Here is a 21,162-nt window from a genome sequence, read left to right on the forward strand (position 1 = left end):
TCACACGAGGCAGAGAGCCTAATGGGCGCCTATATCCTGCGCCGCATCCTGCTGATGATCCCGACCCTGTTCGGCATCATGGCTATCTCCTTCGCCGTCATCCAGTTCGCGCCGGGCGGGCCGGTCGAGCAGGTCATCGCCAGGTTGACCAACCAGGGCGGCAGCGATCGGCTCGGCAGCGGCGGTGGCGACGCGGGCGGCGCCAATTTCGATGCGGCCGGCGACGTCGGCTCGAAATACCGCGGCGCGCAGGGGCTCGATCCCGAATTCATCGCCAAGCTCGAAAAGCAGTTCGGCTTCGACAAGCCTCCGCTCGAACGCTTCGGCATGATGCTGTGGAACTATGCCAGGTTCGATTTCGGCGACAGCTATTTCCGTGACATTTCAGTGATCGATCTGATCCTGGAGAAGATGCCGGTCTCGATCTCGATCGGGCTGTGGATCACGCTCCTGTCCTACCTGATCTCGATCCCGCTCGGCATCCGCAAGGCAGTCAAGGACGGCTCGGCATTCGACGTATGGACCAGCGGCGTCGTCATTGTCGGCTATGCCATTCCGGGCTTCCTGTTCGGCATCTTGCTGATGGTGCTGTTTGCCGGCGGATCGTTCTACGACTGGTTCCCGCTACGCGGCATCACCTCCGACAATTGGGACCAGCTGTCCTGGCCGGCACGGATCGTCGACTATTTCTGGCACATGACCTTGCCGCTGACGGCGCTGGTGCTGTCGGCCTTCGCCACCACGACGCTGCTGACCAAGAATTCGTTCCTTGAGGAAATCCGCAAGCAATATGTGGTGACCGCGCGCGCCAAGGGCCTGTCGGAACGGCAGGTTCTCTACGGACACGTTTTCCGTAACGCCATGCTGATCGTCGTCGCCGGCTTTCCGGGCGCCTTCATCTCGGCCTTCTTTACCGGCTCGCTGTTGATCGAGAACATCTTTTCACTCGATGGCCTCGGCCTGCTCGGTTTCAGGTCGGTGGTCGAGCGCGACTACCCGGTGGTGTTCGCCAATCTCTACATCTTCTCGCTGCTTGGGCTGATTGTCGGGCTCCTGTCCGACCTGATCTATACCTGGGTCGATCCGCGCATCGACTTCGAGCGGAGAGACGTCTGATGGCCGGGGCTGCAGCCGAAGCGACGCCGGAGCGGATCGCCCGGCCCTGGCTGTCGCCGCTCAACCAGCGGCGCCTGCAGAATTTCAGGGCCAACCGGCGCGGGTATTGGTCGCTGTGGATATTCCTCGTGCTTTTCGTGCTGTCGCTGTTTTCCGAATGGATCGCCAACGACAAGCCGGTCATCGTTTCCTACAAGGGCGAGATCCTGTTTCCAGTCCTGGTCGCTTATCCCGAGGAGAAGTTCGGCGGCTTTTATGCGGTCACCGACTATCGCGACCCGGTTATCCAGGACGAGATCAATGCCCATGGCTGGATGATCTGGCCGCCGGTCCGCTACTCCTACCGGACCGTCAACAACGCCATCCCCGAGGCGGCGCCCACCAAGCCGTCCTGGCTCTATGACGTCAAGACACGCTGCAACCAGTATCCGCAAGGTGCGGCCGACCCCAATTGCGTCGTCGGCAACTGGAACTGGCTGGGTACCGACGACCAGGCCCGCGACGTGCTGGCCCGCGTCATCTACGGCTTCAGGGTCTCGGTGCTGTTCGGCCTGATCCTCACCGCCGGCTCGGCGCTGATCGGCGTGACGGCCGGCGCATTGCAAGGTTATTTCGGCGGCTGGACCGACCTTCTGTTCCAGCGCTTCATAGAAATCTGGTCGGCGATCCCGGTGCTCTACCTCTTGCTGATCGTCGCCGCCATTCTGCCGCCCGGCTTCTTCATCCTGCTCGGGCTGATGCTGCTGTTCTCCTGGGTGGCGCTGGTCGGCGTGGTCCGAGCCGAGTTCCTGCGTGCCCGCAACTTCGAATATGTCAATGCGGCGCGCGCGCTCGGGGTGTCCAACGGCACCATCATGTTCCGGCATCTGTTGCCAAACGCCATGGTGGCGACACTGACCTTCCTGCCCTTCCTGCTCAGCGGCTCGATCTCGACGCTGACCTCGCTCGACTACCTTGGCTTTGGCCTGCCGCCCGGCTCGGCTTCGCTGGGCGAACTGCTGAAGCAGGCGCAGCGTAACCTCAACGCGCCATGGCTGGGCATTTCCGGCTTCGTCGTCATCTCGCTGATGCTGTCGCTGCTGGTCTTCGTCGGCGAAGCGACCCGCGACGCCTTCGATCCGCGCAAGACGTTCAGATGAGCCAAGCCCCTATCCTTTCCGTCCGCGATCTCAGCGTCGCCTTCGTGCAAGAAGGCCGCCAATCGATGGCGGTCGACCACATTTCCTTCGATATCGCCAAGGGCGAGACGGTGGCGCTGGTCGGCGAATCCGGCTCCGGCAAATCCGTCACGGCGCTGTCGGTGCTGAAGCTTCTGCCCTATCCGGCCGCCAGCCATCCGTCGGGAAAAATCCTGTTCCAGGGCGCCGACCTGCTCTCCACCGACGAGAAGGAATTGCGCCGCGTGCGCGGCAACAAGATCACCATGATCTTCCAGGAGCCAATGACCTCGCTCAACCCGCTGCACACGATCGAGCAGCAGATCGTCGAGGTGCTGACGCTGCACCAGGGACTGGGCGATCGCCAAGCCAAGGCGCGCACACTGGAGCTGCTCAACGAGGTCGGCATCCGCGAGCCGGAGAAGCGGCTCGACGCCTATCCGCACCAGCTTTCCGGCGGCCAGCGCCAGCGCGTCATGATCGCCATGGCGCTGGCCAATGAGCCGGAACTGCTGATCGCCGACGAGCCGACGACGGCACTCGACGTCACCGTGCAGGCGCAGATCCTCGAACTGCTTGCGGAGCTGAAGAGCCGCAAAGGCATGTCGATGCTGTTCATCACCCACGATCTCGGCATCGTCAGGAAGATCGCCGACCGGGTCTGCGTGATGACCAAAGGCAAGATCGTCGAGACCGGACCGACGAAAGATATCTTCGCCAACCCGCAGCACGCCTATACCAGGCATCTGCTGGCCGCCGAACCGAAGGGCAAGCCGCCCGCCGCCAACGCTGCCGCCATGCCTGTGATGACGGGCCAGGACATAAAAGTCTGGTTTCCGATCAAGAAGGGCTTTTTCCGGCGCACCATCGACAATGTGAAGGCGGTCGACGGCATCGACGTCACCGTGCGCGCCGGCCAGACGCTCGGCGTCGTCGGCGAATCCGGCTCGGGCAAGACGACGCTCGGCCTGGCGCTGGCCAGGATGATCTCGTCAACCGGGACCATCCGGTTCAACGGGCGCAACATCAATGAACTGACCTTCAATGCCATGCGGCCGCTGCGGCGCGAACTGCAGATCGTTTTTCAGGATCCGTTCGGGTCGTTGAGCCCGCGCATGTCGGTCTCGGAGATCATCGAGGAAGGGCTGAAGATCCACGAGCCGAACCTGCCGCCCGGCCAGCGCGACAAACGCATCGTCGATGTGCTGGGCGAAGTCGGACTCGATCCCGCGACGCGCAACCGCTATCCGCACGAATTTTCCGGCGGCCAACGCCAGCGCATAGCCATCGCCCGCGCCATGGTGCTCAACCCGCGCTTCGTGATGCTGGACGAGCCGACCTCGGCGCTCGACATGAGCGTGCAGGCGCAGGTGGTCGACCTTCTGCGCAGCTTGCAGGCGAAGCACGACCTCGCCTATCTGTTCATCAGCCACGATCTGAAGGTCATCCGCGCGCTTGCCAACGACGTCATCGTCATGCGCAATGGCAGGATCGTCGAGGCCGGCCCATCCGAACAGATTTTCGAACGGCCGCAGACCGACTATACCAGGGCGCTGATCTCCGCCGCGTTCAGGATCGAAACGGCGCCGGTCGGTATCGTCAGCGAGTGACAGGTCCGCCGAAATAGGAAAAAGAATCCGCAATGGAAAAAGGCCGTATCCTGCTTGCCCTCACCGGTATCCATCCACGCCGCTGGCGCGAACTCTTGTCGGCCGAACGCGAGGTGGTGCTCGAGCCGCAAGGCCCCAGCGATCCCTCGATCACCTATGCTGTGGTGTGGAAGCAGCGGCCGAACCTCCTGTCGTCACTGCCCAATCTGCGCGCAATCTTTTCGATCGGCGCCGGCGTCGACCACATCTTCGCCGATCCTACTTTGCCCGATATGCCGATCGTGAAGGTCGTCGCGGACAACCTCACCCAGCACATGACCGAATATGTCGTCTGGCGGGTGCTCGATCACCATCGCCAGGGTATGCTCTATCGGTCGCAGCAGAAAAGGAAAATCTGGCACGAACCGTCGCAGCGGCCGGCCGAAGACATCTCCGTCGGCATCATGGGGCTCGGCACGCTTGGCCGCGCGGCGGCGTCGGTGCTTTTGTCGCTCGGCTTTGCGGTCAATGGCTGGTCGCGCAGCGAGCGGCCGATGGAAGGTGTTTCGACCTATGCGGGCGAGGCCGGGTTGATCCCGTTCCTCAACGCCACCGACATTCTGGTGGTGCTTTTGCCGCTCACCCCGCAGACGCAAGGCATCATCAATTACGGCGTGCTGAAGGAGTTGAGGAAACGCAACGGCCTTGGTGGTTCGGTGCTGATCAATGCCGGGCGCGGCCGCCTGCAGAAGGATGCCGACATCGTGCGCGCGCTGGACGGCGGCACGCTGAAGGAGGCGAGCCTCGACGTGTTCGAGGTCGAGCCGCTGCCGAAGACCAGCCCGCTGTGGAGCCACCCGAAAGTGTTCGTGACGCCGCATGCGGCGGCGACCTCCGATCCCGTTCATCTGGTGCCGATCATGCTGCGCCAGATGGCCGCCTTCGAGCGCGGCGAGAAGCTTGAGAACCTGGTGGACCGCGACGCAGGGTATTAGAGCGCTGCCGAACGGCCGGCAGTCGGAAAAATCCACTGCACCGAGGTATTAACCCGGCAGCCCAAGCGTGGTCTGCTTGGCTGGCTTGCCACATTCGCGGCGGGTGATCGACCGGTTCATCGCATCGATCCGGCCGCTTGCCTGTTCGACCTCACGCTGGGTCTTGGAACGGACGTCCGGCGTGAACGGGCCGAGGCCCACCCCCGGATCGGAGAAGGATGGCTTGGCATCCTGCGGGAGGCGGTATTGCTGCGCCAGCCGGTTTCGTTGCGCCAGCAACTGGTCGCAAGGCACGCTGTCATATTGTAGCGAAGATTGGACATTCTCATCCTGTCGCTCGGCAATCGAAGCGCCGGCGCAGCCGGCCATTGCCAGGCAAGATGCCAAGACCACCAAGTTCCAACGCATGGAACATCCTCCGTTTCGATGTCCCGCCCTTTCGGGCACGCGAATCGGGCTTTTTCGCAGCCGCCGCCACGCGTGGCGCAGGCGACACGAAAAAGAGCGCCGGACGAGGCCTGAAAAACGGAGGCTCGCCGGCAGTTGCCTGTAGGCCGAGTCAGCAGTCACTTGCAACAGGCTTCCCGCGCCGGAATTTGCAACTATCTCTAGGCCATGCGCGCCAGCGACCTCCTCCATCCCCGGCCCGAGGGCCTCTATTGCCCACCCGGCGATTTCTTTATCGACCCGGTGCGGCCGGTCAACCGGGCGCTGATCACGCACGGCCATTCCGATCATGCCCGTTCCGGCCACCGCTCCGTGCTGGCCACACAACAGACGATTGACATCATGGGGCTGCGCTACGGCGAGGGTTTTGCCGGCACGACGCAAGCGGCAGCGCTCGGCGAGACGATTGCGCTGAACGGCGTCACTGTCACCTTCCATCCGGCCGGCCATGTGCTCGGCTCGGCGCAGATCGAGGTCGTGCACCAGGGCACATGCATCGTCGCGTCGGGCGACTACAAGCGCCAGAAGGATGCGACCTGCGCAGCATTCGAGCCGATCAGATGCGACGTGTTCATCACCGAGGCGACCTTTGGCCTGCCGGTGTTCCGCCATCCGCCCGATACCGAAGAGATCGCCCGCCTGCTGAAATCGACCGCGCAGTTTGCCGAACGCGCGCATCTGGTCGGCGCCTATGCGCTCGGCAAGGCGCAGCGCGTGATGCGGTTGCTGCGCGATGCCGGCTACGACAGGCCGATCTACATCCATGGCGCGCTGGCCAAGCTCAGCGACTATTACCAAAGCCAGGGCATCGACCTCGGGACGCTGGAGCCGGCGACCGTCGAGAGCGGCGGCAGGGACGATTTTGCCGGCGCCATTGTCGTCGGACCGCCCTCAGCCTTCGCCGACCGCTGGGCGCGACGCTTTCCCGATCCGATCTCTTGCTTTGCATCAGGCTGGATGCGCATCCGCCAGCGCGCCAAACAGGGCGGCGTCGAGCTGCCGTTGATCATTTCCGACCATGCCGACTGGGACGAGCTGACCGCCACGATCAAGGAGACCGGCGCCGGGGAAATCTGGGTGACGCATGGCCGCGAGGAGGCCCTGGTGCGCTGGTGCGAACTCGAAGGCATCGCAGCGCGGCCGCTGCATCTGGTCGGTTATGAGGACGAGGGCGATTGATGGCAATTATTGATCCATCAAACGCCGGCGCCGCGATCCTTCACACCCCCCTCTGGCCTGCCGGCCATCTCCCCCGCAAGGGGGGAGATCGGCAGCTTCGACGCCGTCTTCATTCCTCCGACTTTGGAGATTGGCGAAACCAGTGGCGACATCCGATCTCCCCCCTTGCGGGGGAGATGGCCGGCAGGCCAGAGGGGGGTGGCGTGGAGCGCAAACTCTCCCGATTGGCCGAGCGTATCTCACCATGAACCGCTTCGCCGAACTCCTCGACCGCCTCGTCCTGACGCCGTCGCGCAATGGCAAGCTGACGCTGCTGACCGATTATTTCCGCGGCGTCGAGGATCCGGATCGCGGGCTGGCGCTGGCTGCGATCACCGGTGACCTCACCATCGCAGCCGTCAAGCCGGCGATGCTGCGCACACTGGTCATCGAGCGCATGGACCCGGTGCTGTTCGGCTATTCCTACGATTATGTCGGCGATCTCGCCGAGACCGTGTCGCTGGTCTGGCCGCAATCGTCCGAGACCGTCCCGAACCATTCGCCGACGCTTGCCGAGGTCGTGGCAAAGCTGCAGGCGGCGAGCCGTTCCGACGGACCGCAGGTGCTGGCGAGGCTGCTCGACAGCGCCAGCATCTCGGCGCGCTTCGCCATCATCAAGCTGGTCACCGGCGGCCTGCGCATCGGCGTCTCGGCGCGGTTGGCCAAGCAGGCGCTGGCCGATCTCGGCAAGGTCGACATCGCCGAGATCGAGGAGCTCTGGCACGGACTGGTGCCGCCCTATGCCGAGCTGTTCGCCTGGCTGGAGGGCAAGGCCGAGAAACCTGAGAAAACGGCGCTGGCGCTGTTCCGGCCGGTGATGCTGTCGAACCCAATTGGTGACAGCGACCTCGAGAAGCTCGACCCCGCCGACTACGCAGCCGAGTGGAAATGGGACGGCATCCGCGTCCAGGCCGTATCGGAAGGTGGCATTCGCCGGCTTTATTCGCGGACCGGCGACGACGTCTCCGGGGCTTTTCCGGATCTCGCCGAGGCAATGGACTTTTCCGCCACTCTCGACGGCGAGCTTCTGGTCGGCGATCCCCGGCAGGCGACAGGCACGTTCTCGGACCTGCAGCAGCGGCTGAACCGCAAGAGCGTGACACCGAAGATCCAGCAGCAATATCCGGCGTTCATGCGCTGCTACGACGTGCTTCAGATCGGCGACGAGGATTTGCGCACGCTCTCCTTCCGCGAGCGGCGCGGCCGCCTCGAAGGCTTCGTGACGAGCCTCGATCCGAGCCGCTTCGATCTTTCGCCGCTGGTGGAATTCACCGACTGGCAGGCGCTGGAGGAATTGCGCCGCAAGCCGCTGCATCCGGTCATCGAAGGCGTGATGTTGAAGCGTTGGGATTCGCCCTATCTCACCGGCCGGCCGAAAGGCCCATGGTTCAAATGGAAGCGCGATCCGCACACGGTCGACGCCGTGCTTATGTATGCTCAGCGCGGCCACGGCAAGCGTTCGAGCTTTTATTCCGATTACACGTTCGGCGTCTGGTCCGGGCCGGAAGGGTCGGAGGAACTGGTGCCGGTGGGCAAAGCTTATTTCGGCTTCACCGACGAGGAGCTGCGGCAAATCGACAAATATGTCCGCGACAACACGATCGAGCGCTTCGGCCCGGTCCGCTCGGTGCGAGCCGACCGCAAACAAGGCCTCGTGCTGGAGGTGGCGTTCGAAGGGCTCAACCGCTCGACGCGGCACAAATCCGGCGTCGCCATGCGCTTTCCGCGCATTTCCCGGCTGCGCTGGGACAAGCCGGCGGCCGAAGCCGACCGCATCGAGACGCTGCAGGCGCTGCTCGACCGTTAGAGCGATGTGCGTCCAATTGGGCGCACGATGCGTTGAGGCTCAAGGAACGACCGAGACGCGTATCTCGTAAATGTCGACCGACTTGCCCTGCTTGTCGAAGTCGGAATTGATGGCGATGGTGCCGGCAGCGCCCGGACGCTTGTCGGGAAACCGCACGTCGAACAGATATTCATTATGCTCGTGGCCGACGGCGTAGCGCTTGCGGCCGCAGTCGCCGAGTTCGCCGAAATTGCAGTCGACGGAGATCTGCGTCTCCTTGCCTTCCTCGGAACGGGCGATGATGTCGAACACGGCGTGCTTGCCGGCGAGTTTTTCCAACACACCCTGCCCGACATCGAAGCTGATGGCCGAACCGGAGGCGCCCGACCGTATGCGCAGGAAGGAACCGCTGTCGTCCTCCATGACTTCGGCCTTGGCATCCGAAGGCGCGCTGACAAGCGCCGGGTCGCTCGGCGTAAACACATTGATCCAATCGCGATTCTCGTCCGGTGCGCCGGGGGTCAGCGGCGAGGCCGTATCGCTTGGCGGCGTGAAATCATCGTCCTCCACCGTCGGCGGCGTTTGCGGCGGAGCCGTGTCGAGTTCTGCCGCCGACTTGAACACGCCGGTCTGCGCAGCGAAATAGACGCCGATGCCGGCAGCGGCGAGCAGCGTCACGCCGAGGAAGATCGCTGTAAGGGGCAGGCGGCGGCCCCTCACTCGCCTGTCGTCGCGGTCGGGCATCACCTCCGCGTCGCCGTCTCCGGTCGATGGAGATGACATGTCGATCTCCGGCGCACCGGAAATAACCGCTTCGGGCATGATATCGGGAACGACCGGCAGGACGCGCGACCGCGGCGCGTCGGATACAGGCGGCTTTAGTGGACTGTCGACGACGATCTCAGGCGACGGTGAAGGTTCGGCATCGGCATCGACAGTCGGTTCGGCTGCACCTTCAGCCGGCCGCTCCACTGCCGATGCCGCGGCGTCATCATCCGTCGCCGGGACGACGTCGGGAACCGCCGGCAGGAACTCTGATTCGATTTCTGTGATCTTGGCCTGCACCGCCTTGCGGCGCTTGATGGCGACTTCCACCGTCACGCCCGGGTTGGCCTGCAGGGCGCGGTCCAGTGCAGCGAAGGCCGATCTATAGACCCTCTCGCGAAACGTCCGGTCTTCGGCATTGCCTTTCTCGAAGGCATTCCGGATCGCTTTTTCGATCGCGTCCAAACGGGACCCCTCTGCACGTACGGTCACATTGTCATGATCGTTAGCCGTAGGCGACCAATCAATCAACGGGCCAGCGGCCGCAAACTGCGTTGGCGATGCGTCCAAGGCCCATTTCGGCGGTTTTCGGTAAAGAAATCAACATTTTTCACCGATTTTCCCGTCACGGCGCCAAGGCGGCACTGCGCAACCTGCCGGTGTGGCATTGCGCGAGCGCATGGCGCGATCAGCGCGGCGGCCTTAATGCGCCCAGCGGGCTCCGTACACGAATTGCCAAGTCCCATCTTGAATTCGCGCCCGGTTGCGTCTATCACCCAGCGCATCTTGGAGGCCCCGGCTTCCTGGGCCGCTTTAGCTCAGTTGGTAGAGCACATCATTCGTAATGATGGGGTCAGGTGTTCGAGTCACCTAAGCGGCACCAAATTTTCTTAGGAAAATCAAAGGTCTATCTCCAACCAGCTAGGCGATTGAGTTGGAGACATCGCTTTCCTCCCAAAGCCGGATCAGCGCCCGGCCTACATCATAGCGCCGCGACAGCGCGTGAACCGACGTTCCCGACACATATTCCTCAACAAGCTGACGCTTGAAGGCGATGTTGTAGCTGCGATACTTGGCCATGGTTCTCTCTTCGAAAACCAGACGGGTAAATTCCTCAACACAACCTGTCCACCGTCAGGGGCGCACTCCAAATCCGGGGTCAGAATTTCGAATCTCTTCGGGCGCGCCAACAATCTCGCCAGCTTAGCCGAATTGCACCGTCTCAAATCAGCAAACTGAAACGGCTTTTTGAAACGGTTTCGAATTTCGCCATCGTTCTATCTAAGGTCATTACTTGGGCCGCTGCTTTCATTCCAACGGATGCTCCTCGCAAAGGTTCCGGGCGAGCTTGCGGAGCGAAAACCCTTTTTCTCTCGGGAGATTCTGAATGCTGACCGGTTGGTCGAGATAGGCTTGTTGCGGCGACGTCGAGCCTGCAGGGCACGCCACGGCGACTGGTCTTGTCTTATGTTGGAAGTACAGCGGACAGGCTTAGCTGGTATCGTTGATCCTACGTGCCCAGGCGCGCAAATCGGTGACGAACGCCTTCGGCTGCTCGGTGGGTGGGAAGTGGCCGCCGCGCGGCTGCTCGCTCCAGTGAACTAGATTGCAGGCGCGCTCGACAAGGGAGCGTGGCGGGGCCGGGTGCCGTGGATCGGGCCAAGAGGCGTAGCCCGTGGGCACCTCTATCCGGCGGCCCTTGGGCAGCACCTTGCTCTTCTCTCTTTCCGAGGCGGTATAGATCCACGTCGATGTCGCAAACGTGTCGGTCATGACATAGAGCATGATGCTCGTGATCAACCGGTCGCGACCAAACACCTCGAAGATCGATTGTCCGCGCAGATCCGTCCAATCGTGAAAGCGCTCGAGGATCCAGGCGGCTTGGGCCACGGGACTGTCATGCATCGCATAGGCGAGCGACTGCACTCTGGTGGATTGAAGGTGTGAATATGCGCCAAGCCGCTTCTCGTGCTCGGCAAAGTCTTGCATCCAACGCCGCTCAGCTTCGTCTCGCGGCGCGTCCTCGGGGACGGCACCGAGATAGTCCATGTGCAGACCGCGGAGCGAACGGGCGTTGTCCAGCGCCATCCAAGGGCCGATCACCACACCCCAGTCGGTCCCGTGGAGGAAGTAGCGCTCATACCCCAGAACGTCGTGCATCAGCGCGCCGAACAATGCACCGACGCGGCGCGGGCCTATCGGCCGTTTAGGCTTGGCGGAGAAGCCGTAGCCCGGCAGCGACGGAATGACGAGATCGAACGCGTCCTCGGCACGTCCGCCGCTACGCGAGGGAAACGCCAAGGCTTCCACTGCGGGCCAGAACTCGTAGATCGAGCCCGGCCAACCGTGGATCAGGAGCAGCGGGCGTTTGCCGTCAGCCTCACCGCGCAGATGGACGAAATGGAGCCTCAGCCCGCCAATCTCCGTCGTGAACTGCGGAAAACGGTTGAGGTCTCCGAGCGTCGCGTCAACATCGTAGCGGTCGGCCCAATAGGCGCAGAGTTCGCGCAGGGTTTGGACGTCACAGCCGTAGGACCATCCGGCATCGTCGGGCTGGTCCGGCAGGCAATACGACCGCACCTGCGCCCTTAATGCATCAACGGCTTCATCCGACCACTCCACCGTGAATGGTGTCATCATCTTCGCCTCGTTTCCTTTTCTGCCGCGCCTCCATGGTGTTCCTCTCAACCGGCTGGAGAGTTGGAGGAATGCCCATGGTCTCTCCTTCGGGGCTGAGTAACCTTCGCGTTTTGGATCAATCGAGATCGTGTCCTTGACCGTCGCATGCCGTGTTCTCAGTAATGACCATTGCGCTATTGCTCCTGAGCAGACTGGAAGATGTCTCGACGGATATAGGCAAGGTCCAGGAACCACCATCTCCCCCGGCCGTTATCCGGGGACCTGCGAGCTTAATCGCGTGGCCAACATGATGCGGGGGCTGCCCCGATAAAGACCAGCTTTGCCGCTCCATTCACTACACTCTGAAACTCGTGCAGGACGAATTTGGTTTCAGCCTCATGACGAAATACATCACAACGCCGCATCTCAATCTCGCCTATGAAGAGGCAGGTAATCCGCAGGGAAAGCCAATTGTGCTGGTCCATGGCTGGCCGGACGACGTGCGCTGCTGGGACAAGATCACACCTGAGCTTAGCAAACTTGGCTATCGAGTACTCGCTCCTTACTTGCGTGGCTGCAGCCCCACGACCTTCCGTTCAGGGGAGACGATGAGAAGCGGAGCCATTGCGGCACTGGGTCAGGACCTGGCGGATTTCATCGACGGCCTCGATCTCCGCGACGTTCTCGTGGTGGGCTATGACTGGGGCGCCCGAGCCGGCTACGTCGTCGGTGCGCTGTTTTCCGAGCGCTTGCAGGGGCTCCTCGCGATGTCCGCCGGCTACGCCACGTCAAAACCCATCCGCGATATGTCCTACGATCTGGCGAAGGCTTATTGGTACGAATGGCTGGTGGCGACCAAACAGGGCCGCGAGGCGATAGACAAGGACAGGCGTCGTCTGTGCCGCTATCTTTGGCAGACGTGGTCACCCGGCTGGACGTTTGAAGATGCCGAGTTCGAGATTACAGCCGCGTCTTGGGAGAACGGCGACTGGGCGTCGATCAGCATTCACGCCTACCTGCAGCGTTGGGGAGAGACCGCGGGCGCGCCGGAACATGAGCAGCTCGAAAAACAGCTGCTTGAAAATCCGCCTATTCGAGTTCCGACGCTGATGCTGCATGGCGCCAATGATGCTGACAATTTTCCCGAGACCTCCGAGGGCAAGGAGCAATTCTTTCTCAGTTCTTATGAAAGACGCGTCTTGCCGGACGTAGGACATTTCATCCCGCGGGAAGCACCGAATGAGGTGCTGACTGCCATTCGACAATTATCGTCGGATACGGCGGCAAGCGATGTCAGGTGAAGCTAAGATAACGGCTTTGGGCTCGGCACCAACTGGTAGGCTGACGAGTTTGGAGAAAGGCCTGCCTGGTCCGGGCCACGATGCGCTCGACCTTTCATCCATCGCACGAGCCGGCTGGAATCTCCTGCGGGGCGACATTCCGCTGCCCGCATGCACGCTCAGCCGGAAGGCGCTTGAGCACAATAGCAAGCGGATGCTCCGCTTTCTCAAAGCCTTTGCTCCCAACGTCGTTCTTTGCCCGCACGGTAAGACAACGATGGCCCCGCAGCTTTTTCGTCGGCAGCTTGACGACGGCTGCTGGGGAATCAGTCTTGCGACCTTTCACCAGGTCCGCGCCGCGCGGCGCCTTGGATTCGATCGCATCTTCTATGCGAACGAGCTCGTCGGCGTTCAGGAGATCGCCTTTATTCTCCAGGAGCTCGGTGCGGATCCCGCGTTTGATTTCTATTGTCTTGTCGATTCGATCGATGGCGTCGAACTGCTGCGTCAAGCCGCTGCCGAAAGGCCGCCGGGCCGCCCGGTCCAGGTGCTCGTCGAAGGAGGGTTTTCCGGCGGCCGCTGCGGGATTCGAACGGTTGAATCAGCCCTAGACGTCGCGCGGGCGGTTCGGTCGAGCTCTCCTCACCTTCGGCTTGTCGGCCTGGAAGGGTACGAAGGCGTGTTGCAAACAAGATCAATGGAAGAGCGGCAAAACGCCGTGCCCGCATTCCTTGATACGCTCGTCGAGATGATCCGCGCCTGCGATGCGGATGGGCTCTTCAGCGAGCGCGATAGTATCATGTTCAGCGCCGGCGGCAGTTCCTTTTACGACTTGGTTGCCGACGTGTCCCGCCAGCTCAACCTCAGCAAACCGTTGCAAGTCGTCATCCGGAGTGGATGCTATCTGACACATGATTCCGGGCTTTATCGGCAGTTGTTCGAGGATCTGAGGCACCGGAGCGATCTTGCCCAGACGATGGATCTCTCTTTCGTGCCGGCGCTTGAGGTCTGGTGCTACGTGCTGTCGGTTCCCGAACCGGATCGTATTGTCCTTGGCGCGGGGCAACGCGACTTTGGCCACGATGCCGGCCAGCCGGTCCTGATGAAGACGGCCTCAGACCGTGACGGCCTGCGGACGCTGCCTTCTGATTCATATGAAGTCGCAATCATCAACGATCAACATACAACGGTCAAAGCCCCTGCCGATCATGGTTTGAAAGTCGGCGATATGGTCGCGCTGAGCCCGTCACATCCATGCACGACCTTCGACAAATGGCGCCTGATCTATGAAGTTGACGAAAACTATAATGCCATCGGAGCAGTTGAGACCTACTTCTGAGACCGCGTGGGGTACACGCTGATTGCCTGTGCGGTCCATAGCCAGCGGCAGCTTCGTCTTCAGCATCGATCTGATATACGGTTCGACAGAGACGCCGCTTAGGAACGTCGAGTAGACTGCGGCGCAGCATGGACGAAACCTGAAGTTCGAGCCGCCTCAGATGGGAACGGTCATTCATCTGCAGCGTTGGGTATCACAAGGCGTGCCGCTTCGGCGCTGCCCGGCAGGTTTATGTATCATCGATCGCAGGGAAGAACCGCAATGGTCGAAGTGATGGAGACCGCCCGTCTTAAGCTCAATGCCGATGCCGCTTGGCGACGGATCGGCGATTTCGGCGTAGTCGGCGACTGGCATCCCATGCTGGCGAAAGTCGAGAGCGAAGGCAATGCGCCAGGCGCGCTGCGACATGTCGAAACGAGCCAAGGCGGCAAGCAGATCGAGCGGTTGGAGGACTACGATCCCAATCGGCACATCTATCACTACAGCATGCAGGAGACGGCGCTGCCGGTCCGCAACTACAGAGCCGAATTTCGGATCGATGACGCCGCCGATGGCGAGAGCATCGTCACCTGGTCTGCGCATTTCGACATCGCGTCTGGCAATCCGCAGCAAGGCGTCGACATGATCCGGCAGTTCGTCAAAGCCGGGACCGACGCCTTGGCCGAGCAGTACGGCTAGGCTGTTCGAACCCTGATCATGCACCCGTCGGAAGGAACGCGCGACTCCACTGAGCACGGACACGCCGCTGCGTGCGTGAGGCGATGACGGAGCCGTCGCCGCGCTGCCGGCGGCGAGGCGATGACGGAGCCGTCGCCGCGCTGCCGGCGGCGGCCGCCCTTTCGGGAAAGGAAGACGCAATGGCTTCAGAACAGTCCGAGATCAAAGCACTTTTAGAGAGTCGACAAGAAGCATGTCGGGCAAAGGACATCGATCGGCTTATGTCGCTTTATTCCCCCAAGATCGTCTATTTCGACGTTGTGCCGCCTCTCCAAGGCTTCATCGGATCCGACGCCGTCCGGGCCAATTTCCTGCGGTGGTTTGATGAATATGAAGGCCCCATCGGCCTGGAAACCAGCGACCTGGACATTGCGGTGAGCGGGGATGTCGCGTTTGCCCATATGCTTCACCTCGACAAGGGAAACATTCACTTGCCGGAGGCCGGGCTTAGGGAAATGTGGGTACGTTCGACCGTTTGCTGCCAGTGGTCGGATCAGGGATGGCTGATCACGCATGAACATATCTCATGGCCCTTTGAGTTCAACAAAGAGGGTGGGAATGTGGTTATGAACCTTAGCCCCTGACATCGTCTGGTTCATCGAGGCCGAAGTGCGGCCCTGCTGCTTTGGTCTGTCATTACAGCCCGCGCAAAAGAGTTATCCTCGGAGTGTCGGAGTCGGTGACCGCCTCAAAACGGAGGCGTTGCTGGCGATCGCGATCTCAGCAATAGTTTGGGACGCCGGACGTTCAACGCTAGGTGGATGCCTTCATGCCGCGCGACGGCAGATCGATGGGACAGGTGTTTCGCCGGTACTCGTCATGATTGCCCCTGAAGGTCAGGATCGTGCTGTGCGAAGATGCCGCGGTGCTTCTCTATGAATTCAACGAGATGGCCATCGGGATCGCGGACAAAGACGGTACCGATGCCGAAGTCCAGCGGCTGGTCGAGTGATGTGATCGGGCGGTGCTCGCGCTGCGTCACATCCGATTGGAAAGGCGTGCACCCATGCGCAAGCAGCAGCGCAACCACGTCCTCCAGCCGTGTTACCTCGAGCGCAACATGACCCGCCGGATCCCGAACCTCGGCGGTTGCGATGGTCGACCGCATCAGATGTATGGGGCAGCCCTGGCCAAGACCAAGCCAATTGTCCTTCTCCGGATGTGGCGTGAGCCCCAGCACAGGCACATAGAAGCCCCGCGCCCGCTCAAGATCGGCGACACGAAGGCTGACGTGGTTGATGCCGTGGAAGCGCATGGTCTTACGGAGTGGGCCTGGGCAGGAACTCGAGCAGCTGGCGGGTCAGAAATTCAGGGTTCTCGTCAGGCAACCAATGTCCTGTCTCGGGCGCGACGCCGCCACGAACGTTGTCCGCTAACTCGCGCGCCATCGAAAGCTCGATCATGCCGTTGCTCTTGTCGCCGGCAAGGGCGAGCACCGCCATCGGCAGTTTTCTCTTCATAAATCCGGCAAACTGTTGCTCGTCTTGAGGAAACGCACGATAGAGCTCGAAGCCTGCCCGCAAGCCGCCGGGAGCCGCATAGGCCCGAGCATAGATGGCAATGTCCTCGTCGGCGATGGAGCGGTAGGCGCGGTGAAGGTAGAAGCTGCGGATGAAGTCGTATTCATGCCCCGCAACTAGGGCCTCGGCTACATCGCGCTGCTGGAACAGCCCGAAGTGCCACAGTTCGGGATCGGGCTTGTGTTTGGCCTCGTTCCAGACAGTCGAGGCCGGCACCGGCACGTCGAGCATCGTTAGCGTCGCGACATCATCTGACCACTGGGCAGCATATGCATACGCGACCATCACGCCGATGTCGCGGCCGACCAAGTTGACCTTCGCAGCGCCGAACTGCTGCACTAGCGCCCGAATATCTGCCGCCATGGTCGCCTTGTCATAACCACCCTGCGGCTTATCCGAGTCTCCGGCGCCCCGATAGTCGATGGCAACGACTCGATATCCCGCTCGGGTGAGCGGCGGCATGATCCAACGCCAAGTATACCATGTCTGAGGCCAGCCATGCAGCAGGACCACAAGCGGTCCCTTCTCGGGTCCTCCGATGACATAGTGGAGCCGCACTCCATTCGCCATCGAGTAGCGATGCTCGAACTGTTCCATGAAACCTTCGGGCAGACCGGCACGGGTCGATGCCAACGCCGATGGATTCGCGGTCTCTACAACCTGTTGCGCATTCGCGGGCAATGCTGCCGCGATCGCGATCGTAACAATAATGAAGACCGCGCGTCGCAATCGAGAAATGAAGATCGAATATCGCATGCCAGCCTCTTTTAAAGATATCGTACAGGTAACTGCGGTGGCGTTGCTGGGTTCCAGCATGGAGGGAAACGGGTCGTTTTTGCCCGTCATTGGGGCCCTCGCGCGGACCTTGACGCAGATAGCTTTGGCCAAGCCTGGGGCTGCGGCCGGGCCGATGGGGCGTACCGCCGCCGACCTCGCCCTTGCCCTTTGCCTTGGGTGTTCTGGCAGACCCCGAGGGTTGCAACGCCGCGGGCTATAGGCTGGAATTGTCGCCGCCTCGGCATGATCGTCTCGCGAGCTATCGTGTGCTCGTCTTGACCCGGCACCCGACGGCCACCGCTGACGACGAAATCATCACCGCTATTGACGAACGGCCGCAAAGCTCGAACGGGCCGGCGCCGCCGTCTCTCGAGGCAGCGACCTCCTACCGTCCCTGGCTGACAGTCAGGCTCTCGTCGAAAAGTTCGCGTGGACCTACAAGACCGGTATGGAGCCCAACGCGCCCGAACTCAAAGGAACGGTCAAGGACTATTACGACTGCCTCATCGCTCAGGAGCTTCTCAGGCGGAAGTGGGACACCCTCTTCAAGTTCTTCGATGTTTGTGATCGCGCCATGCTACTCGTCGGTCGCCTTTCCGTATTTCGCCGAGCATGATCCCTGGAAATTGTCTGACGCGCCGCTTGGGATCACTGCGATGTTGCCGGCGACAGTCGCAATATTCTTCCCGCTCGTTCATCGGTCAACGCCATGACCGCGCCGTCGGGAGCCTGCACCACGTCTCGGATACGCCTACCGAGGGCGAGGACTTCTTCGCCTGCGACCTTCTCGCCGTCGATCCTGACGCGGACGATGCCTTTCGCCGACAGTCCGCCGATCAAGAGGTCGCCTCGCCAATCGGCAAACATGCCGCCGGTGTAGAAAGTCATGCCGGAAGGCGAGATGACAGGCGTCCAGCTATGGACGGAGCCGGCAAACTCCGGCCGAGTGGACGGATCGGGGATGCGTTCGCCTGAATAGTGCCGGCCCCAGCTGACGACGGGCCAGCCGTAATTCCTGCCTGCTTCAGGAATGTTCAGCTCGTCGCCGCCGCGCGGTCCCATTTCCGCCGTCCAGAGCACGCCGGTTTGGGGATGGATCGCTGCGCTTTGCACGTTGCGATGGCCGTAGGACCATATCTCGTCGGCGCCGTCCTTGCCGACGAAGGGATTGTCGCCAGGTACCGAACCATCGGGATTGATGCGGACGACCGTTCCGAGATGATTGTTCACGTCCTGCGCCTGTCGCGCCTTGCCGCGCTCGCCGAGCGTGACGAAGAGCTTGCCATCCGGCGCGAATACCAGGCGGGAACCGTAGTGGTGCCGGCTGGAGACGGCCGGTTCCTGCCGGAAGATCACTTCGAAGTTCGAAAGCGCGCGCCCGTTCTCGTCGAGACGTCCACGGCCGACGGACGTGGCCGCGCCGCCGCGGCGTTCCTCCGAGTATGAGAGATAAACCGTCCGGTTGCTGGCGAAATCGGGATCGAGCGCCACATCCAGCAGGCCGCCTTGTCCGCTGGCGAGGACGTTCGGCACACCGTCGATCGGATCGGAAACGGCCCCGTCGGTCGAGACCAGCCGCAGGCGGCCCGGACGCTCGGTGACCAGCAACGCGCCGTCGGGCAGGTAGGTCGCGCCCCAGGGATGTTCGAGCCCTTCGGCAAAGGTCTCGACCGCAACGCGGCCTGTTTCGCTCTCTACGCTCTTGGAACGGTCCTGCGCGATCGCGAGCGTACCGAAGGCAAGAAGGAAAGACGAAGCAATGAGTATCCGCAGCATGATTTCTCCATCCGAACGGGTATAGGGGAGGAGCGCCGGCTCCCTGAGATAATGACCGACTATCGATGCGGTTCCCAAGCTGGCGCGCCTCTCAGCTAATGAGCACGTCATTGCCGACGAGCCCGGCGCACGTGTCCTCCGTCGTCGGCCGGCCTGGACCACCGCTGAAGGCCTGGTGTTGTGGAACTTCCTTCGTGGTTGGCGATGTTTTCCGAGCGGTTGTCGCGCTGTCCTCCTGTTCCCAGGGATGCGGATCTGCCGGGGGGCGCCTGACCTGGCACAGGGAGCCGACTTGGTACTGAGCATCCGCGTTTCGGGGTTCCTCGAACAGTAGCCGCGACGTTTTGGCGGACGCCGTTTCGGACTGGGGCGCAACTCAATTGAGGTGACGGAGCCCCGCGGCGCCTCCATACCAAACCGAATCTGAAGACAAATGCGCGCAAATGAAAACCAACTGAGACACAACTGAAACACATCGACGCGCGGGCGACATGCACGCGAAACGCTTTGCCGGGATGTTCCGAGCCTCGCCAGGCCAGCAGCGCAGGAGCGTCGCCGATGACACCCGACCAGATCAGACTTGTCCAGGACAGTTTTCGCGAGGTCGTGGCGCTACGCGTCGCTGCCGCCGCGCTGTTCTATGAACGCCTGTTCGCGATCGACGCGGATCTTCGCGCGCTGTTTCCGACGACAGACATGACCAAGCAAGGCGCCAAGCTGATGGCGAGCCTGGGCTTCGTCGTGCACGGACTAGACCGGCCGACACCATTCTCCCAACGGTGCGCGTGCTTGCCAGGCGTCACGTGGCCTACGGCGTCAAGGAGCATCATTACCCAATCGTCGGGCAAGCGCTCATCGAGACGTTGGCGGCCGGTCTCGGCGAGGCTTTTACGCCGGCTGTCCGCGACGCTTGGGAGGCTGCCTACGGGTTGCTCGCAAGTGTGATGATCGCGGCTGTCCGCGAGGATCAGCTCGCAGCGTGATTTTTATTGGATGCAGCCGAAGGCGACCATCCACCCGAATGACAATTCTAAATGGAGAGAAATACGATGTTCAGATACACAGCTCTTGCAGCGCTATGCGTTGCGGCAAGTTCCGCTTCTGCCGGCGAACTGACGGCCCGCCAGGGTGGGACCGTCGATCTCGGCAATTTTCACGGCGTCGTCTACTACACGGAGGCCGATGACGGCTACCGGGTGGTCACCACGATGGCGGCAGGCGAAGAAAACCTGCCCGTGCGCTTCGTCGCGACCCTGACAGAGGGCCAGGCGATGGTGATCTCGGTCCCGGGCGAATTGGCAAAACCCGGCCAGACACTTGAAATCTCGCGTGCCAAAGGCAAGCTCGTCGTCGCGAAGGTGGAATCCACCCAGTAACGGGTGGAAGTTGACGTTGCGACGCAACCGGCTAGTCTTGCGCCTCTCTCCGCGTCCAACAACGCGAAGGGACAATGGGCACTGCCATTGGAACGGCTATCGTCCCGACCTCGGAGAACGAGATGCTCAAGGTGCAATGCGCGGACGTTCTATTTCGGCTTTTTGAGTGCGGACAATTTCTCCTCACCCTAATCGGCGCCGGTGTGCTTGCGTCGGCCGCCTTTGCCGATGCCGTCAAGCCACTAGCCCTCGCCGTCGCGGATTTCGAGTTCAGGGATACGTCAGGCGAGGTCAGGGACCAGACCGCCGAACACGAAGCGCGGCTGAAGGCCTTTGGCGTTGCGTTGCGGGATGGTCTTTCGGGGAAGATCAACCTCGTCGCGCTGCCCTGCCAGACGGAAAAGTGCACCATCAGGGATCCCGGCCTGGTCGATCTCTCGAAGCAGGCACGAACAGCCCGCGCGAGATATCTCCTGATCGGCCAGATGCACAAGATGAGCACGCTGGTCGGCTGGGTGAAGTTTGCAGTGCTGGATCTGAACGACAACAAACCTGTCTGCGATCGATACCTGACCTACCGGGGGGATACCGGCGAAGCGTGGCGCCGAGCAGCAGAGTTCACGGCGCGTGACATCGAGAAGCACTGCATTCCGTAGGGTATCCACAGAAAGTCCGGCGACCGAAA

At 61.9% G+C, this 21,162-nt stretch carries 20 protein-coding genes and 1 tRNA gene; 14 read left to right on the forward strand and 7 right to left on the reverse strand.

Features of this window, described 5'->3' with window-relative positions; all coding sequences use genetic code 11:
- The first annotated feature begins 21 nt into the window (after positions 1–21).
- Genes AC0L26_RS23635 through AC0L26_RS23650 form a run of 4 tightly spaced genes read left to right on the forward strand, consistent with a single transcriptional unit; the run spans position 22 to position 4,857 of the window.
- A complete protein-coding gene (locus AC0L26_RS23635; RefSeq protein ID WP_473634744.1) occupies positions 22–1,116 on the forward strand; it encodes a microcin C ABC transporter permease YejB in 1,095 nt (364 codons plus the stop codon).
- Positions 1,116–2,255 carry an ABC transporter permease gene (locus tag AC0L26_RS23640; RefSeq protein ID WP_473634745.1) on the forward strand — a complete coding sequence of 380 codons (1,140 nt, stop codon included), beginning with the start codon at positions 1,116–1,118 and terminating at the stop codon, positions 2,253–2,255. Before AC0L26_RS23635 ends, AC0L26_RS23640 begins: the two co-directional genes overlap by 1 nt.
- On the forward strand, positions 2,252–3,883 hold the full coding sequence (locus AC0L26_RS23645) for an ABC transporter ATP-binding protein (protein WP_473634746.1): 1,632 nt from the start codon (positions 2,252–2,254) through the stop codon (positions 3,881–3,883). The genes AC0L26_RS23640 and AC0L26_RS23645 overlap by 4 nt, the downstream gene beginning before the upstream one ends.
- A gap of 32 nt (positions 3,884–3,915) precedes the next feature.
- Positions 3,916–4,857: a 2-hydroxyacid dehydrogenase gene (locus tag AC0L26_RS23650; RefSeq protein WP_473634747.1), complete on the forward strand. Its 942-nt coding sequence runs from the start codon at positions 3,916–3,918 to the stop codon at positions 4,855–4,857.
- A 48-nt stretch (positions 4,858–4,905) separates the two neighbouring features.
- On the opposite strand, the gene AC0L26_RS23655 is transcribed toward AC0L26_RS23650, so the two are convergent.
- Complete coding sequence (locus AC0L26_RS23655) at positions 4,906–5,265, reverse strand: hypothetical protein (RefSeq protein ID WP_473634748.1); 360 nt, start codon at positions 5,263–5,265, stop codon at positions 4,906–4,908.
- Positions 5,266–5,472: 207 nt separating this feature from the next.
- Between AC0L26_RS23655 and AC0L26_RS23660 the strand changes: the two genes are divergently transcribed.
- Together AC0L26_RS23660 and AC0L26_RS23665 are read left to right on the forward strand one after the other, a co-directional pair.
- Positions 5,473–6,483: a ligase-associated DNA damage response exonuclease gene (locus tag AC0L26_RS23660; RefSeq protein ID WP_473634749.1), complete on the forward strand. Its 1,011-nt coding sequence runs from the start codon at positions 5,473–5,475 to the stop codon at positions 6,481–6,483.
- A 244-nt stretch (positions 6,484–6,727) separates the two neighbouring features.
- Positions 6,728–8,329, forward strand: a complete 1,602-nt coding sequence (locus tag AC0L26_RS23665) for a cisplatin damage response ATP-dependent DNA ligase (protein ID WP_473634750.1) — start codon at positions 6,728–6,730, stop codon at positions 8,327–8,329.
- A gap of 39 nt (positions 8,330–8,368) precedes the next feature.
- Here AC0L26_RS23665 and AC0L26_RS23670 read toward each other — a convergent pair whose 3' ends face one another.
- Positions 8,369–9,538: a hypothetical protein gene (locus tag AC0L26_RS23670; RefSeq protein ID WP_473634751.1), complete on the reverse strand. Its 1,170-nt coding sequence runs from the start codon at positions 9,536–9,538 to the stop codon at positions 8,369–8,371.
- A 342-nt stretch (positions 9,539–9,880) separates the two neighbouring features.
- On the opposite strand from AC0L26_RS23670, the gene AC0L26_RS23675 reads away from it, so the two are divergent.
- Positions 9,881–9,956, forward strand: a tRNA-Thr gene (locus AC0L26_RS23675).
- 38 nt (positions 9,957–9,994) lie between these two features.
- Here AC0L26_RS23675 and AC0L26_RS23680 read toward each other — a convergent pair.
- Both AC0L26_RS23680 and AC0L26_RS23685 read right to left on the reverse strand, forming a co-directional pair.
- A complete protein-coding gene (locus tag AC0L26_RS23680) occupies positions 9,995–10,153 on the reverse strand; it encodes a transposase (RefSeq protein ID WP_473634752.1) in 159 nt (52 codons plus the stop codon).
- 411 nt (positions 10,154–10,564) lie between these two features.
- A complete protein-coding gene (locus tag AC0L26_RS23685) occupies positions 10,565–11,713 on the reverse strand; it encodes an epoxide hydrolase family protein (protein WP_473634753.1) in 1,149 nt (382 codons plus the stop codon).
- A 377-nt stretch (positions 11,714–12,090) separates the two neighbouring features.
- Between AC0L26_RS23685 and AC0L26_RS23690 the strand changes: the two genes are divergently transcribed.
- The 4 genes from AC0L26_RS23690 (at position 12,091) to AC0L26_RS23705 (ending at position 15,612) form a co-directional block, all read left to right on the forward strand.
- Positions 12,091–12,993, forward strand: coding sequence for an alpha/beta fold hydrolase (locus tag AC0L26_RS23690; protein WP_473634754.1), 903 nt, complete (start codon positions 12,091–12,093; stop codon positions 12,991–12,993).
- A 49-nt stretch (positions 12,994–13,042) separates the two neighbouring features.
- Positions 13,043–14,311: a type III PLP-dependent enzyme domain-containing protein gene (locus AC0L26_RS23695; protein ID WP_473634755.1), complete on the forward strand. Its 1,269-nt coding sequence runs from the start codon at positions 13,043–13,045 to the stop codon at positions 14,309–14,311.
- 261 nt (positions 14,312–14,572) lie between these two features.
- On the forward strand, positions 14,573–14,989 hold the full coding sequence (locus tag AC0L26_RS23700) for an SRPBCC family protein (RefSeq protein ID WP_473634756.1): 417 nt from the start codon (positions 14,573–14,575) through the stop codon (positions 14,987–14,989).
- Between the two features lie 71 nt (positions 14,990–15,060).
- Positions 15,061–15,612 (forward strand): YybH family protein, encoded by a 552-nt coding sequence (locus AC0L26_RS23705; protein ID WP_473634757.1) that lies wholly within the window; start codon positions 15,061–15,063, stop codon positions 15,610–15,612.
- Between the two features lie 233 nt (positions 15,613–15,845).
- Here the strand turns inward: AC0L26_RS23705 and AC0L26_RS23710 are convergent, their stop codons facing one another.
- The 3 genes from AC0L26_RS23710 to AC0L26_RS23720 form a co-directional block, all read right to left on the reverse strand.
- Positions 15,846–16,283, reverse strand: a complete 438-nt coding sequence (locus tag AC0L26_RS23710; RefSeq protein WP_473634759.1) for a VOC family protein — start codon at positions 16,281–16,283, stop codon at positions 15,846–15,848.
- 4 nt (positions 16,284–16,287) lie between these two features.
- Positions 16,288–17,394, reverse strand: coding sequence for an alpha/beta fold hydrolase (locus tag AC0L26_RS23715; protein WP_473634760.1), 1,107 nt, complete (start codon positions 17,392–17,394; stop codon positions 16,288–16,290).
- A gap of 579 nt (positions 17,395–17,973) precedes the next feature.
- Positions 17,974–19,101, reverse strand: a complete 1,128-nt coding sequence (locus AC0L26_RS23720; protein ID WP_473634761.1) for a PQQ-dependent sugar dehydrogenase — start codon at positions 19,099–19,101, stop codon at positions 17,974–17,976.
- An 803-nt stretch (positions 19,102–19,904) separates the two neighbouring features.
- On the opposite strand from AC0L26_RS23720, the gene AC0L26_RS23725 reads away from it, so the two are divergent.
- The 3 genes from AC0L26_RS23725 (at position 19,905) to AC0L26_RS23735 (ending at position 21,133) form a co-directional block, all read left to right on the forward strand.
- Positions 19,905–20,084: a globin domain-containing protein gene (locus tag AC0L26_RS23725; RefSeq protein ID WP_473634762.1), complete on the forward strand. Its 180-nt coding sequence runs from the start codon at positions 19,905–19,907 to the stop codon at positions 20,082–20,084.
- A gap of 66 nt (positions 20,085–20,150) precedes the next feature.
- Positions 20,151–20,477, forward strand: a complete 327-nt coding sequence (locus AC0L26_RS23730; RefSeq protein ID WP_126103790.1) for a hypothetical protein — start codon at positions 20,151–20,153, stop codon at positions 20,475–20,477.
- 74 nt (positions 20,478–20,551) lie between these two features.
- Positions 20,552–21,133 carry a DUF2380 domain-containing protein gene (locus AC0L26_RS23735; protein ID WP_473634763.1) on the forward strand — a complete coding sequence of 194 codons (582 nt, stop codon included), beginning with the start codon at positions 20,552–20,554 and terminating at the stop codon, positions 21,131–21,133.
- The last annotated feature ends 29 nt before the right edge of the window (positions 21,134–21,162 follow it).

The sequence above is a fragment of the Mesorhizobium sp. WSM4823 genome, assembly GCF_055811195.1.

Excerpts from the sequence above, each read along its gene's own strand:
- AC0L26_RS23665 (WP_473634750.1), top strand. The coding sequence starts at position 6,728 with ATGAACCGCTTCGCCGAACTCCTCGACCGCCTCGTCCTGACGCCGTCG.
- AC0L26_RS23730 (WP_126103790.1), top strand. The coding sequence starts at position 20,151 with ATGTTCAGATACACAGCTCTTGCAGCGCTATGCGTTGCGGCAAGTTCC.
- AC0L26_RS23690 (WP_473634754.1), top strand. The coding sequence starts at position 12,091 with ATGACGAAATACATCACAACGCCGCATCTCAATCTCGCCTATGAAGAG.
- AC0L26_RS23735 (WP_473634763.1), top strand. The coding sequence starts at position 20,552 with ATGGGCACTGCCATTGGAACGGCTATCGTCCCGACCTCGGAGAACGAG.
- AC0L26_RS23635 (WP_473634744.1), top strand. The coding sequence starts at position 22 with ATGGGCGCCTATATCCTGCGCCGCATCCTGCTGATGATCCCGACCCTG.
- AC0L26_RS23640 (WP_473634745.1), top strand. The coding sequence starts at position 1,116 with ATGGCCGGGGCTGCAGCCGAAGCGACGCCGGAGCGGATCGCCCGGCCC.
- AC0L26_RS23645 (WP_473634746.1), top strand. The coding sequence starts at position 2,252 with ATGAGCCAAGCCCCTATCCTTTCCGTCCGCGATCTCAGCGTCGCCTTC.
- AC0L26_RS23650 (WP_473634747.1), top strand. The coding sequence starts at position 3,916 with ATGGAAAAAGGCCGTATCCTGCTTGCCCTCACCGGTATCCATCCACGC.
- AC0L26_RS23710 (WP_473634759.1), bottom strand. The coding sequence starts at position 16,283 with ATGCGCTTCCACGGCATCAACCACGTCAGCCTTCGTGTCGCCGATCTT.
- AC0L26_RS23680 (WP_473634752.1), bottom strand. The coding sequence starts at position 10,153 with ATGGCCAAGTATCGCAGCTACAACATCGCCTTCAAGCGTCAGCTTGTT.
- AC0L26_RS23715 (WP_473634760.1), bottom strand. The coding sequence starts at position 17,394 with ATGACGGGCAAAAACGACCCGTTTCCCTCCATGCTGGAACCCAGCAAC.
- AC0L26_RS23720 (WP_473634761.1), bottom strand. The coding sequence starts at position 19,101 with ATGCTGCGGATACTCATTGCTTCGTCTTTCCTTCTTGCCTTCGGTACG.
- AC0L26_RS23655 (WP_473634748.1), bottom strand. The coding sequence starts at position 5,265 with ATGCGTTGGAACTTGGTGGTCTTGGCATCTTGCCTGGCAATGGCCGGC.
- AC0L26_RS23660 (WP_473634749.1), top strand. The coding sequence starts at position 5,473 with ATGCGCGCCAGCGACCTCCTCCATCCCCGGCCCGAGGGCCTCTATTGC.
- AC0L26_RS23700 (WP_473634756.1), top strand. The coding sequence starts at position 14,573 with ATGGTCGAAGTGATGGAGACCGCCCGTCTTAAGCTCAATGCCGATGCC.
- AC0L26_RS23685 (WP_473634753.1), bottom strand. The coding sequence starts at position 11,713 with ATGATGACACCATTCACGGTGGAGTGGTCGGATGAAGCCGTTGATGCA.